Genomic DNA, 14,924 nt, shown 5'->3' with positions numbered 1-14,924 from the left:
CGGCACAATAGCAACGTGGTGCGTCTTACGAACGTGAAAAGTTAAAAGTGAAAAACGAAAAATCCAAATGTATTGTGGTTTCTACTTGTAAGCAATACGTTTGCATTTGGATTTTTCACTCTTCACTCTTAGTTCTTCACTTAAATATGCTCCTAGCCAACTCCGTTGGCGATAACTCCTCTAACTACTTTAACTACTTAAAACGAATCTACTGATTCGGATTCTTCACATACCCCTGATATTTCGGAGTTAGGCCGGCCATAATCTCCTTATAGCTTATGTCCATGCGCTTGCTTATGTCTTCGGCACCCTGTCCTTCGGGATATATCGGCTTATGGATAGTCAGTGTCAGCGGATGCCATTTCACCCAAAACCATTTGTTTGTCCTTGGCAGCACGTCGAAAGAGCCGTTGATGGTCAGCGGCACTACGGGCAGCTGAAGCTCGTCGGCAAGCATGAAGGCGCCACGCTTAAACGTACCCATATGCCCTGTAAACGTGCGCGAGCCTTCGGGGAACACCACCACGCTCATTCCGTCTTTCAGCGTGTGGCGTGCCTTGTCGTATGTCTCCTTTACCTTGCTCGGGCCGCGCTTGTCTACAAATATCTGGTGAGACATCTCGCAGGCAAAGCCAACGAGAGGAATCTTGCGCAGCTGGTGCTTCATCATCCATTTGAAGTTGCGTCCCAGATGACCGAATATCAGAAATATGTCGAACGAGCCCTGATGGTTGCTCACAAACACATACGACTCGTTGTGCTTCAGGTTCTCGCGTCCCACAACCTTTACCGGCAGAAACAGCACCTTGAGTATGGCTGCTGCCCACAGCTTAGGCGGATAGTAGCCCCAGAAGTGACCGTTGCCAAGCACGCAGCCCACGCTCGTGGTGAGCGACGTAAGTATGGTGAGCACGAGTATTATCGGCAGCGCGATGCATATTTGATATATTCGGTAGATGTATCTCATTGTTAGTTGTTTTTATCGTTTTTTCGTTAGAATAATATTTGCGGTTAACCTGTCTGTGATGCCTGCTGCATCAGTGGCAGCCTAGTCTGCCTCGGTGAGCGTTGTCGTGTCTGATAAGCCGGGGCGCTCTTTCCCCTTGCTCGTCTTCTGATATTGCGCGGCTTGCGCTTTATGGCTGTATCGCCTTGCGTCCGTACAGGCCGTTTTTGCGCAGCAGCGTTGTTGTGGTTATGGTGTTGCAGCAGGGCAGCGGCCCTGCTGCATGTCCCTTCCTGCTGTCAGTCTTTAATCTTGGGATACTTGCGTGTCCATCCGTCCCAGCGCAGACGCATCACGCCGAAGAAAGCCTCGCCGAATATGCCGCCGCTCATCTTCGACACGCCTTCACGTCTGTTGACGAATATCACAGGCACTTCCTTAATCTTGAAGCCTATCTTGTATGCCGTAAACTTCATCTCTATCTGGAAGCCGTAGCCCTTGAAGCGTATCTTGTCCAGCTCAATGGTCTCGAGCACGCGGCGCTTGTAGCACTTAAATCCCGCAGTGGTGTCATGCACCTTGAAGCCCGTCACCATGCGCACATACTTAGATGCAAAATAGCTCATCAGCACTCGTCCTATAGGCCAGTTCACCACGTTCACTCCGCTCACGTAGCGCGAGCCTATGGCAACGTCGTAGCCCTCGTCGTGACATGCCGAATAGAGGCGCGGCAGGTCGTTGGGGTCGTGACTGAAGTCGGCGTCCATCTCGAATATATAGTCATATCCGTGCTCCAGGGCCCATTTAAAGCCCGTTATGTATGCCGTGCCTAGGCCCAGTTTGCCGCTGCGCTCAATGATAAACAGACGGTCGGCAAACTCGCTCTCCATCAGTCGGTGAACTATAGCCGCGGTGCCGTCGGGCGAGCCGTCGTCTATTACGAGAATATTAAAACATTTTTCAAGCGAGAACACCGCCCTTATAATCTTCTCGATGTTCTCTTTCTCGTTATACGTAGGTATAATGACTATGCTGTCGCTTTTGTTCATGTCCTGAATGTCTTTTGTTTATGCGTGCTATATATGTCTTGTCTCCCTCCGGCTGGCGTCGTCATGGAGCCTTCAACGTTGTTGTCTTCTTCTTCAGATAAAGCAGCTCTCAGTCGTGTCCGTGCGTCCTGTCTCCCCGGTCAGTCCTGTCTGCCGCTTATCTTATTGCAGAGATAATGCAAATCGAGAGCAGAATCATCAAGTCTTGCTTGAATGTTATGCCTAGATGCCGCTTATCTTATGCAAAGATAATGCAAACCGCGAGCAGAATCATCAAGCTTGCTTGTATGTTATGCCGAGATGCAGCTTATCTTATTGCAGAGATAATGCAAACCGAGAGCAGAATCATCAAGTCTTGCTTGAATGTTATGCCGAGATGCAGCTTATCTTATGCAAAGATAATGCAAATTGGCATAACTACAAAATAAAAATTTGCCAACGGAGCCATTATTTTTCGTCCTTGCCTTTTAAAATGACGTTTTTCAGTCAATTTGCTTTATTACATCACGTTTTGCGTAACATTATTTATGACTTTTTTATCAATTGCAATACCATGAACCATAGTCGCCCCGTCGTCCGTAACATTGACATGAGCGTCACTTCTTATCCCCAATCGCCCGATTAATATTTGTCAGCTCTCCAGTCCGCTCGCCTTTTCATGTCCATACATTCGCATCATAAAAACAGTTCCGAAAAATCGTAAGCATTTGCGTTGTTTTATGTTTTAAATTGAAAGATTGTGTCTTTGTATGTGGCTTCTTGTTAAGCAAGTTCAATGCATTTACTTCTAAACTGTTAATGGCTGAGTTTTGCCTCGTAACTCGGCCACTTTTGCATCAAAAGTCATAGGTTTTTTATGCGTAAGTCATAGGTTTGTTTTTGGGAAATAATAAGGTGGATAGTTCAGAAGACGGAGAAACACAGCTTGAGGTCAGAATAGACCAAGATACGGTATGGCTGAATGCTTATCAGATAGCCGAACTGTTTGGGCGCGATTCAAAAACAATCCGTAAGCATATAGCCAATGCCATAAAAGAAGAACTAGCTGGCGAAGTGGTTGTCGCAAATTTTGCGACAACCACAGAACATGGTGCGATAAAAGGTAAAAGCCAGACACATGATGTACGTTTCTATAACCTTGATGTCATCATTTCTGTCGGTTATCGGGTCAAATCAAAAAAAGGTGTGGACTTTCGCCGATGGGCAAACAAAGTGCTGAAAGAATATTTAATTAAAGGTTATGCCGTCAATAAAGCTCTGACAGAACAACGCTATACGGAGCTGAAGCAGCTTGTTACCTTATTGGGCAGAGTATAGCTGCAACACTCTTCTTATGGTTTATGGCAGGTAACGGCATTCTCTATAATCCTGACGGCACGAAGCGCATTGCCGATAACACTCTTGTTGCCCTTACGCTGATGATAGCCGAGAGCCGCACGGAAGAAAAAGACGTGATGGTGAAAGTAGTTGTAAACCTGATAAACAAGAACAATTATGAGTAAGACAAACTACAAGCGCTTGGGCGGATTATATCCGCGAAGTGGAGAATAAGAACAACACGCATTTTTTGCGTATTGATAGAGTGAAACCTCCTTTTATTCTTTAGATGTCATCATCTCAAAATGTTTTCGCGTGAAAAGCCAGCACGTTATGCAAATTTCGCATTTAGGCAAATAAGGTGCCGGCAAAGATAATATTTATTGTTACGATGAATTGTACATTACAATAAAATTGAACTATTAGGGTTTATCTATGTATCCTATTTTTTTATAGTGCTTGTATTTATTCTATAAGATGGATTGAAGTTGCTGCTGATATTGCATTTTTTTATTAATAAGTGGGGCTTTCTCGAAGATATTTGTTAAATTTGCAGTATAATCTAAATCTTTAATTCTGCGTTACTAGATTCTTTCCTGCAATGGAAAATTCATTCAACTAAATCTGATTTGTTGAGTATAAGGTTACGTGAGTTTTATTTGATATCTAAACATGGGGACTAATTTCTTCACTAATGAAAAAGAGAATACACTTCTTGAAAAAATAGAGGGTGTGTTTAAATATAAGAAAGTGTATTTTTTTGATGCGCTTGTAGGTTATTTTAGAGCTTCCGGATATTTCAGAATCCGTAAGTTTATTCAGCAAACACCACATATTAGGATTTTGGTGGGTATAAATGTTGATAAGTTAACGTATCAGGCAAATCAGCAGGGATTGTTATTTAATCCGAATGAAGAACAGTCGCAGGAAGAATTCTTTAATGATATAAAAAAGAATATTCAAGAAGCTAAGTATGATAAGGATGTTGAGGATGGTATGTATCAATTCATTGAAGACATAACTTCAGGGAGAATAGAAATGCGTATTCATCCAAAGCAGAACATCCATGCTAAGATATATATATTCCGTGAGGAGGTTTATCACCCTCACGGCTATGGTTCAGTTATCACTGGTTCTAGCAATCTTACAGAGGCTGGACTAGAGAAAAATTTTGAATTTAACGTAGAACTCAGATATGATGATGATATTAAATTTGCTACGGAAACATTTGAAAAATTGTGGGCAGAATCTGTTGCAATAGATATAAAGCATATCGAGCAGATAAAGGAAGAGTCATACCTTAATACAAATTTCACCCCATACGAGGTTTATCTGAAATTTCTGTTAGAATATTTCGGTAAAAGTATAGACTTTGATCCCAACTCTGTATCCGATTTGCCTAAGGGTTATAAAAAACTATCTTATCAGATTGATGCCGTGAATGACGGATATTCAAAGATGATGAAACACAATGGTTTTTTCCTTTCTGATGTAGTTGGATTAGGAAAAACTATTGTTTCTGCACTTATAGCGAAGAAATTTTTCTTTGCGAACGGTTTTCCAATGCATCGTTCCCATACATTGGTTATTGTTCCGCCTGCGATGAAGGAAGGATGGGAAAGAACATTGGCTGAATTTAAACTTGATAATTATACTATTGTTACAAACGGGAGTTTGCATAAATTGAAAAATCCGTCATTATACGATTTGATAATTGTAGACGAAGCCCACAAGTTTAGAAGTGATACAGCCTCAATGTATAATGAATTGCAGAAATTATGTAAGACTAAAACACAATATGCTGATGGTAGTCTGCATGACAAGAAGGTTATACTTGTATCTGCAACTCCATTAAATAATAAGCCTGAAGATATCGCAAACTTGGTTTATCTGTTTCAGGATTCTAAAGACAGCACCTTGGAAGAAGGAAATTTGCAGCGTTTCTTCCGTGAGCAGATTGATAAATATAAGAAACTAAAGAAACAAAAAGATATTGATGTTATATCTAATGGCATAAAAGCAATTTATGAAAAGATTCGAATTAAGGTTGTTGAGCCGTTAACAGTGCGCCGTACACGCACAGACTTGATGGAAAATGATGCATACAGAAAGGATTTAGAAGAACAAAATGTTCATTTCCCTGATGTTATGCCTCCCCATAAGATGTATTATCAATTAGATGAAGTACTTGATAAATTGTATGATGATACTATTAGGTCTTTGGGCGGTAATGGAGAAAATGCCTTAAAATACTATCGGTATCAGGCTATAAAATATCTCAGGCCGAAAAAGAAAGCTAAATACAATAAGGCTGATATGATATCTGTTCAATTGGCAACTATTATGAAAACACTTCTTGTCAAACGAATAGATAGTAGTTTTTATGCTTTTAAGCAGTCTTTGAGAAGGTATTATCAGGCAAATAAAATTATGCTTGATATGTTTGAAAAAGGAGTAATATACATTGCCCCCAACTTGAATGTTAATGAACTGTTGAGTGAAGGAAAAGAAGACGAACTGATAGAGCAGATAGAAGAAGCACAATATACAGATCCGACCATAGAAGTTTGTACACCAGATGATTTTGTGGATGGCTTTAAAGAAGGATTGGAAGATGATGGACGGATATTGAAAGATTTGGTAGACGCATGGGACAAAATAACATACGATCCTAAGTTGGAGGCTTTTATCAACAAATATCTGAAAAATGAACTTTTTGATAAGTCCATCAATCAGGAAGGCAAGCTTGTCATCTTTTCAGAAAGTAAAGAGACAACCAAATATTTGTCTGATGCATTGAAAGCAAACGGATACAATCGTATCTTGACTGTTCAGAGTGATAACAGGAACGATAAGATGCCTGTTCTTGAAGCTAATTTCGATGCCAATTATAAAGGGGAAAAGAAGAACGATTATAATATTGTCATTTCTACGGAGGTGCTGGCAGAGGGTGTAAATTTGCATCGTGCAAATGTAATAGTCAATTACGATACGCCTTGGAACTCTACTAGGTTGATGCAACGAATCGGACGTGTAAACCGTATAGGAAGTACTGCAAAAGAAGTGCACATATTCAACTTTTTCCCAACAACTAATGTTAATAATGATATAGAGTTGGAGAAGAAAGCCAAGATGAAACTTTTTGCCTTTCATGCTGCACTCGGCGAAGATAGTCAGATTTATTCTACAGACGAAAATCCTGAAAGTTTTGGATTGTTTGACAAGAATGTCGATGAAGAACGGGATGAAAAATTACGCTATCTTATGTGGTTAAGGAAGTTGAAAGAAGATGATCCTGATTTAATAAAACGGATAAATAAGATGCCTTTAAGAGCCCGTGTTGGCAGAAAGAGCAAACTTATCCCTATGAGTACTATCACGTTTATTCGCAATAAACGAAGGGATGCCTTTACTTTCGTCCGTGAAGACGGAAGCATTGAGGAACTCACATTCCTTGAAGCTGTGAAAGAATTTGAGGCAAGGGTGGACGAGAAAGCTATTCCTTTGCATGACAAACATCATGAACAAGTGGCAAAAGCTATAGAAGTTTTTTCAGAAAAAGAAGAAGCGGCTAAGGCTGCCACCAAGAAAGTGGTTAACAATCAAGGACCGAATGAGAAGAAAGCATTGGCTTATCTTGACGGCTTTGTGAGTGTTCCTAACATAACCGATGAAGAGGTTGTTTTGATAAGAAAGGCTCAACGTGCAATCTCAACTGGAAAATTCCAGCAGTTGCAGCGTGATATAAATAAGTTGCAAAGTGCAACAAAGAAAACACCGGTTAAAATAGTTGTATTGTTGGAAAAACTCATGAAGATCATTACATCTTATCCTATTGAGCATATTGAACTGAACACTCATGGTGCTCAGGCTGTAAATAACATGAAAGTGAAAAAAGATTTAATGCCGGAAATAATAATTTCTGAGAGTTTTGCAATATGATTTTTTTACTTCATAAAATATTAGAAATAAGAAATAAAATAACAATTCAACAGATGACAATATTAAATGAATAAGATGATATAAATCTGTTTGAATAAAAACTTGAAATATAAATAATTATGGATAAATCGAAGCTTAAAAATATACTATCTTCTGTATTTGACTTTGAACAATGGAAGAACATATTGACTGAAATGTTCCCAAAAGTTGAATACTTTACTCAAATCAATCAAATTTCCCATGATTTGGTTAAAGAGGGAGGTCAGACTGGTATGATTCGTCTTGATGACGGACGTTCGTTGGCTATTTATGTATTTGAGGTAAAAGATAACGTGCTTATTGAACGTAATCGTAAAGGATTGCGTGACATAGCGGCTAAGACCATTGATCAGTCAATCATTCATGGTGCTTTAGCTTTCTATTATTCTAAAAATGTTCCTGACTATCGTTTGACTTTCATTGCAAAGCAGACATCGTTCAACGAATACGGAGAACTTGTAAAATCTGAAACAGCCCCTAAAAGATACACGTTCCTTTTAGGTAAAAACGAGCCATGCAGGACAGCTGCAGACCGTCTGTATGAGTTGGTTTCTAAAAGGAAAAACAGTTCAATCTATTTGGCGGACGTGACAGAAGCATTCTCTGTTGAGCGATTGAACAAAGAATTCTTTGCCGGATACAAGGCACAGTATAACAAGTTCCTGCAACAACTTTCTGATACTAAACCTAATCGTGATTATGTCAAGAAACTGCTTGGGCGTATAGTGTTCTTACAGTTCCTTCAGAAAAAAGGTTGGATGGGTGTTCCTGCCTCAAGGCCGGATTGGACAGGTGGTGATAAAAATTATCTTGCTCATTTAATTGAACACTATGAAGGACACAATCGTCTGCTTACAGAAGTTCTTGAATATTTATAGTTAAAAAGAAATGGTTTGCGAATTACACAAACGAAATTTGAGAGTTAGAAGTGACTCCAACTCTTCTTTATAGTTTCCGATATTGTCGAAGAAATCCTTGATGGCCTGTCTGAATTTCTCTTTTGTCCTGTAGAATCCGGTGTTAATGACCTTCTTCCTGAGGAACTTCCAAAGCCTTTCAATCAAATTGAGGTTCGGCGAGTAAGGCGGCAGGAATATCTGTTTGATTTTCGTCCCGTTTACCCATTCCTTGAGCTTTTTGTTGTGATAATAGCGGGCATTGTCGGAGATGATATAGATGACGGAAGCTTCGGGATGCCTTTCCAAGGCTGACTGATAAACATCCCGGGTGGATTCGGCATTGACGCTCTCACAGTCATGCGCTATCACATCTGTCACGTCATATGCATTAAGCAACCCGTTGATGTTCACCCTGTCACGACCGCTGACGGTCGGCTGTTCAAGTCTCTCGCCTTTCTCTATCCACGCATAAGTGGAACGGCTGTTGTGGGTCGGATGGACACCGTCCGCATAATAAACCACCGCATCTTCCGGCATACCGGAAAGAATTTCTGAAAGTTTCCCGGCAAAGGCCGCCTGCCTTGAGGCATCAGCCTCACAAGGGACTTCCGATGTCTTCTTATAGGTAAATCCGATGCGGTTCAGCAAGTCTGCAACCCCCTGGGGAGTGTATTCAACGCCGAATGCGGACTTTATCCAGGCCGCCACACCTTTGGCATCCGTATATATGTGCTCGCGTAGTTCCTTGCACAAGGCTGCCAGCTGACGGCTGTCAAGAAGCCCCCAATAACCCTTGTAACGGTTTTCCAGAAGTTCATCAGCACCACCATGTAAATAAGCGGAACGATAACGGTATACAGTGGAAACGTCTATTCCAAGACATGAGGACACGAAAGAGGGCGTATTACCCATGCCCAACATCAGAATGCAAGTCACACGGGCATAGTCGGAACTTCCGGCTAAATTCCGTTGAAGTTTACGCAAAACTTCCATTTCTGATGTCGACAACTGAATTTCCATAGTGCAAAGATACTATTTTTTGAATGATTTTTCGCATTTCACTTACTTTTGACTATATTTTTCAACACATTGAATGAAAAAAGGAATGGTGATATTGCGGATAAACGGTTGGGTGACAATATCAAGATTCCATACCTAAATGGTGGCTTGTTCGAGAAAGATAACATCGATAGATTGGATATAGACTTTCCTTACTCTTATTTTAAGGAACTTATAGATTTCTTCGATATGTATAATTTCACTATAGATGAAAACGATCCTGATGATAGTGAGGTGGGTATCGATCCGGAGATGTTAGGGCATATCTTTGAGAATCTTTTGGAAGACAATAAGGATAAAGGGGCATTCTATACTCCAAAGGAAATAGTGCATTATATGTGCCGTCAGAGTGTAATTCAGTATTTGAAAGCTCACGAACCTGATGAACAATATGCCAAACCGATAGAGCAGTTGATAAACAATGGAATCGTTATGCCTATACTTCAAACAAAGGATGTTGCATCACGATTTATGAAACTACTCAAAGAGGTAAAAGTATGCGACCCTGCCATCGGTTCTGGTGCTTTCCCAATGGGTATATTGTATGTCTTGTATTATGCTATTCATAATTTGCAGCCGCATGCTGAGCCAAAAGGGAGCTTTGATTCAACCGAAACAAAACGTGAAATCATTCAGAACAACATCTTTGGTGTTGATATAGAGCAGGGTGCTGTAGACATTGCACGTTTGCGCTTTTGGTTGGCATTGGTGGTTGATGCAGATGAACCACAGCCGCTTCCAAACTTGGATTATAAGATTACTTGTGGAAACTCTATATTACATAGGTTTTCGCTTGACGTACCTATTGAGAATGTCTTTACTGAATATAATAAAAACAAATCCGATGATGAGAAAATGTCTCTTTCCAAATACAAGGAAAAGGTATATAAATATACTGAGACATCAGATCATAAAGAAAAAGATGAATTCAAAAATATTATTGAACAGGTAAAAACTGCATTTCGCTCAAATTTATCGGACAAAGAATTATTGAAAGTAAAGAAGATAAAGACGAAAATCTTTAATCTGGAAACGCCGTTACTTCTCGGAGAAAGGACAAAAGAGGAAAAGAATGAAGTAAAAAAATTACGAAAGCTATTAGTCCAAATAGAAAAAGAGCATGAGGATATTAAAAACAATAAAATTTATGAGCATTCTTTTGAATGGCGTTTTGAATTTCCTGCATTATTGGATGATAAGGGAATGTTTTTAGGATTCGACATTATTATTGGCAATCCTCCATTTGGAGCTAAACTATTACCCATAGAAAAAAACTTGTTTAAGGAATATTATTCTGATGTACACATGCGTACACCAGAGACATATTGCTATTTTATTTCGTTGGCTTTTAGATTAGTGAATTCTAATGGCATTGTTTCTTATATTGTTCCTAATAACATGTTTTTTCAAAATGAAAATGAAAAGACTCGTTCTCTTATATTGTTTAATCACCAACTTATTAGGGCTATAAATTTAGGAGATAATACATTTGAAAATGCCGATGTGCCTACTTGTATTTTTATTGCAAAATCAAAAAGAAACGAAATTTATGATATTGAATATTCCGATTATAGAAAATATAATATTAGTGATATTGAATGGAACAAGGATTATGAATCAATATCAATAGAATTAATAAAAACAGTACCATCATATGTTCTTGGATTATCAAATGTAAATATTAGAATTATCAACGAAATTAAGCGACACGGGGTATTGATTGATTCTATTGCTGAAGAAATGGCAAGTGGAATATCTTCTGGTGGAGATAAGATATTTAGAATCAGTACAGAAGAATCGGAAGAATTACATCTAGAAAAAGAAATTTTACATAAAGTTCTTGTTGGTGCGGAAATAGATAATTACCTGATTAATGATAAGAATCATGTTATAATCTATACGACAAAAGATATTGATATCTATAAGTATGATAATATCTATAAATATTTATTACCCCATCAGGTTAAGTTATCAGGAAAACGTGAAACAGTAAAAGGAACACTTCCTTGGTGGTGTTTGCATTGGCCTAGATATAAAAAATTATTTGAAGAACCTAAGATCATAATGCGCCAAACATCAGATAGCATTCGTTGCGTTTATGATGATAGTAGTTTCTATGTATTAGATAGTATTCTGGTTTTTAAAAAGAATACGGACCAATATTGCTATAAGTATATAGTAGCAGTTCTAAACTCTACTCTTACAGATTATTTATATAAGAATCTAACTCAAGAAGAAGGACGAACTTTTGCTCAAGTTAAACCAGCTAATGTTCGAAAACTCTATATACCCGATGCTACAATAGAAGAACAGAACCTATTGTCAATATTATATGATTACTTGGTATTCTTAAAGAATCCCAAACAGATAGAACCATTTGTTTCCATAAATTCAATGTTTGTAGATCTATTTGAGAAAATCATAGATGGTTGTGTTTATGAATTATTTTTTAGAGAACACATGAAAGAACGTGAAATAGATATTATGAGCTATCTGTATCAGAAGATCATACCAATAGATGGACTTTCTGATGAAGATAAGAATAATACTATTATTTCTGTTCATAGTAGCATTTTCATGACAGACAATCCTGTGAGAACAAGGCTAAAACTTTTTGTTTCACGCAGTCAAGAATTTCTAAAACCAATAATACAGCATTGATATGGCAGCAATATCTAAAATAAAAATAGACGGATTCAAGGCTTTCCCAAAAGAATTTGAATTAATTCTTGATGGGAAGAATTTACTTATGTATGGTGAAAATGGAAGTGGAAAATCTTCTATTTATTACGCTTTACATGCACTTCTACAAAGTCAATACCACGACAAGGGTGCTATATATTTTGATAAAAACAACCCTGAGAGTCTTGTAAATAAAGATACAACAACAGCAGATCCATATATTGAAATAGAGTTAGAGGGAAGTAATACAAAATATCATTTATCAAAAAATGGATATAAAGAACTTCCCGCACAAGCTATCTCTCCTTTAAGAGATATGAATGCTGAATGTGTTTTTATTAATCATAAATTCCTGTTTAATAGTTTTAGTTTTCGTAACTCTCAATATATAGATCTATTCCCTGTTTTTATTAAAGATATATTACCATTTACATTTACCAATGACGGTTCTAAATATATCAGTGAACTTTATGATGAGGTTGTTGCTAAAATTCAAAGAAGAGGTAGAGGGCGAAGAATTGATCCTGAATACGATAGACTCATTGAAAAATTTAATCAGGAGGTTTTGAGAATCATTGAAATGATTAATCATAAAGATAATATAAATGCTCCATCATTAGTAAGTAATATATATAATAATCATTTCAGAGAGTTAGACGATAGAGAATTATCCATAGAACTCAATTATGAGAATAATCAGGATAAAATTCCTCAACAAGATAAATCTTATTGGTTGAGGTATGGATACAGATATCACCAAACAACTATAGCTCACAGGTTAATAGAAGAATGTGTTAGCAGCAAATTAGAAATTCTGCCCCCTGTTATTAGACTGACAATTAAAGAAAAGAACGATGACGGGACATGGGGTGATATAGAAAAGCCTCAAACACAGCTTAATGAAGCTAAATTGACAGCAATAATTCTATCAATAAGATTCTCATTGTTAGATTTAGTGGCTGCTCCCGATGGTCGATTTTTGGCCCTGGATGATATGCTCATTAGTCTTGATATGAGTAATCGGATGAAAGTTATTAGATATTTACTAGACGTAGTTGCTTCAAAATATACATTATATGTATTTACACACGATAGGCTTTTTTACCATACGTTGAAACGTATAATTGAAACTCAATATAAAAGTTCAGAATGGTTGTTTGGAGGAATCTATATAGATGATTCTATTATGCCAAACGAACCTAATTATGTGCCTGATGATAAAACAAAGATAGAAAAAATTGAGGACGCATATAAATGTCATGACTATTTTCTTTGTGGAATTCTCCTTAGAAAAGAATGTGAATGTTGTTTAAATGAATTGCTACCTGAGTCGTATAGAGTTAAAGAAGAGCCAAGGACAAAACAAAGTATCTCAAAAAATTTGGATGAACTAATAGGTTCACTTGAAGAGTTTTGTCGTTTCGAGAATATTGATTATACTCCATTTAAGGATTTAAAAATATATAAAGATTTATTTTTGAATTCTACTGCCCATAATGATATAACTTCACCATTTTATCGGAATGAAGTTAAAATATGTAAGCAGGCTATTGCATTATTAGCTCAAATAAATAGAGCAAAGACAATAAAATGTAAACAAGATTTCTATTTTGAATATCAAGCTCTAGATGGTAAAAAATGTCTTGTGTCTATGAGAAGGAGAGAACCGATCCAATTATTAGAATACAATGGACAACGGCGCATTTCTTATTATAGCAAATGCGAAATCTGCAAAATAGTAGTAGATGGAACTGATACTGTATTAAACGAAGGATTTGATTCAATATATAAAGCGTATTCTTATGTGTGCCAGAACTATAATTGTCCTTCTAACCTATTATTGCTAGACATATTAAAAGACAGAAATGGTTATTTAAAAGACAGGATATAATGAAAAAACTAAGTTTTGATTCGACACCAACGTTAAAGGGTATTGTATTTCAGTTCCTTGTTGCATTAGATAGATGTTTTGAAATGCATGAAGGAGAGTCTGTTTATATTGAAACGTTTGGTGATGTTTCTGTGTTGGGTGGAGATAATCCTACACAGATTGAATCAAAATGTTATAAAACAGATTTAACTGATTTAGATGAGAATGTTTGGAACACTATTCATAATTGGATGCGAGATAATTTTCCTATAGAAAAGTTTAGTTCATTATTTTTGCTAACAACTCAAAAGGCAGGAAAAAAATCCGAATGGGGAGGTTGGAATAAAAAAGGATTAGAAGATAAATTAAAGACGCTTAATCGCATAAAAGAACATTTTGACACAAAGAAGAGGAAGTCTGAGAAACTGACATCAATGATGGATGACATATTTGATGCATCGAAAAGTAAACGATTGGCAGAAATCGCAAAAAAGCTCTTTATTGATTGTTTGGACACAAATGACGAGCAGTTTTACAAGAGTCTCCTAAACCGAGACAAATCTATTCCCAATATTCAAAAAGAGAAATACATTAATTCTTTACTTGGTTGGATTATCAGACCACAAAAGATTTGGACTATTTCCAATGAAGCATTTGAGAAAGAAGCGCAGGAAATTGCAGAAAAGTTAAGAGAAAATACTGTAGTGTTTCCAGATAAATTAAAATTGAAAGATATAAAACATGAAGAATATGAAGAATATGCATTTGTTAGGAAGATAAAAGATATAGAATATGAAGTAGTTATTCCTGATGCAGTAGGTGACTATGTGCATACGGTTTTATTAATAGAACAAGAACTGAGAGAATCATTAGCGATAAGAACTCAATTTGAAGAATATGAAAATTCTGTAGAAAAACGATATAGAACAGAATATCGTAAGGCAATTAGAAATTGCGAAATAAAAGACACCATGGAAAGATCTCAGGACCTATATGATAATGTAACATTGGCAAACGATGGTACATTTCACACTTACAATTCTGTGCCTTCATATTTTCATAATGGAGTTATGCAAATACTTGCAAATGATAAGGATGACATTGTTTGGCTTTTAAAATAA

At 37.3% G+C, this 14,924-nt stretch carries 8 protein-coding genes and 1 pseudogene; 6 read left to right on the top strand and 3 right to left on the bottom strand.

Annotated elements, in window-relative coordinates:
* Positions 1-208 precede the first annotated feature (208 nt).
* Positions 209-967 carry a lysophospholipid acyltransferase family protein gene (locus tag EJL04_RS07600; RefSeq protein WP_125104566.1) on the bottom strand — a complete coding sequence of 253 codons (759 nt, stop codon included), beginning with the start codon at positions 965-967 and terminating at the stop codon, positions 209-211.
* A gap of 278 nt (positions 968-1,245) precedes the next feature.
* Positions 1,246-1,995 (bottom strand): polyprenol monophosphomannose synthase, encoded by a 750-nt coding sequence (locus EJL04_RS07595; protein ID WP_021855654.1) that lies wholly within the window; start codon positions 1,993-1,995, stop codon positions 1,246-1,248.
* A gap of 873 nt (positions 1,996-2,868) precedes the next feature.
* Between EJL04_RS07595 and rhuM the strand changes: the two are divergent.
* The 3 genes and pseudogenes from rhuM (at position 2,869) to EJL04_RS07580 (ending at position 8,171) form a co-directional block, all read left to right on the top strand.
* Positions 2,869-3,497, top strand: a pseudogene (gene rhuM / locus EJL04_RS07590) (RhuM family protein).
* A 487-nt stretch (positions 3,498-3,984) separates the two neighbouring features.
* The gene (locus EJL04_RS07585) at positions 3,985-7,254 is read left to right on the top strand and encodes a helicase-related protein (protein WP_125104565.1); all 3,270 of its coding nucleotides are present in this window, start codon (positions 3,985-3,987) and stop codon (positions 7,252-7,254) included.
* A gap of 119 nt (positions 7,255-7,373) precedes the next feature.
* Positions 7,374-8,171, top strand: coding sequence for a hypothetical protein (locus EJL04_RS07580; protein ID WP_241209961.1), 798 nt, complete (start codon positions 7,374-7,376; stop codon positions 8,169-8,171).
* Here EJL04_RS07580 and EJL04_RS07575 read toward each other — a convergent pair whose 3' ends face one another.
* Positions 8,172-9,212 (bottom strand): IS630 family transposase, encoded by a 1,041-nt coding sequence (locus EJL04_RS07575; protein WP_125103825.1) that lies wholly within the window; start codon positions 9,210-9,212, stop codon positions 8,172-8,174.
* Positions 9,213-9,281: 69 nt separating this feature from the next.
* On the opposite strand from EJL04_RS07575, the gene EJL04_RS07570 reads away from it, so the two are divergent.
* The 3 genes from EJL04_RS07570 to EJL04_RS07560 are packed head-to-tail and all read left to right on the top strand — an operon-like array spanning position 9,282 to position 14,924.
* A complete protein-coding gene (locus tag EJL04_RS07570) occupies positions 9,282-11,912 on the top strand; it encodes an Eco57I restriction-modification methylase domain-containing protein (RefSeq protein WP_241209960.1) in 2,631 nt (876 codons plus the stop codon).
* A 1-nt stretch (position 11,913) separates the two neighbouring features.
* Positions 11,914-13,824: an AAA family ATPase gene (locus tag EJL04_RS07565; RefSeq protein WP_125104563.1), complete on the top strand. Its 1,911-nt coding sequence runs from the start codon at positions 11,914-11,916 to the stop codon at positions 13,822-13,824.
* Complete coding sequence (locus EJL04_RS07560; RefSeq protein WP_125104562.1) at positions 13,824-14,924, top strand: hypothetical protein; 1,101 nt, start codon at positions 13,824-13,826, stop codon at positions 14,922-14,924. Before EJL04_RS07565 ends, EJL04_RS07560 begins: the two co-directional genes overlap by 1 nt.

Origin of the sequence: Prevotella marseillensis (genome assembly GCF_900625065.1) — a bacterium.
Lineage (GTDB): Bacteria > Bacteroidota > Bacteroidia > Bacteroidales > Bacteroidaceae > Prevotella > Prevotella rara.
The sequence above is the reverse complement of the archived record's forward strand: the minus strand, read 5'-3'. Positions and strand labels throughout refer to the sequence as shown.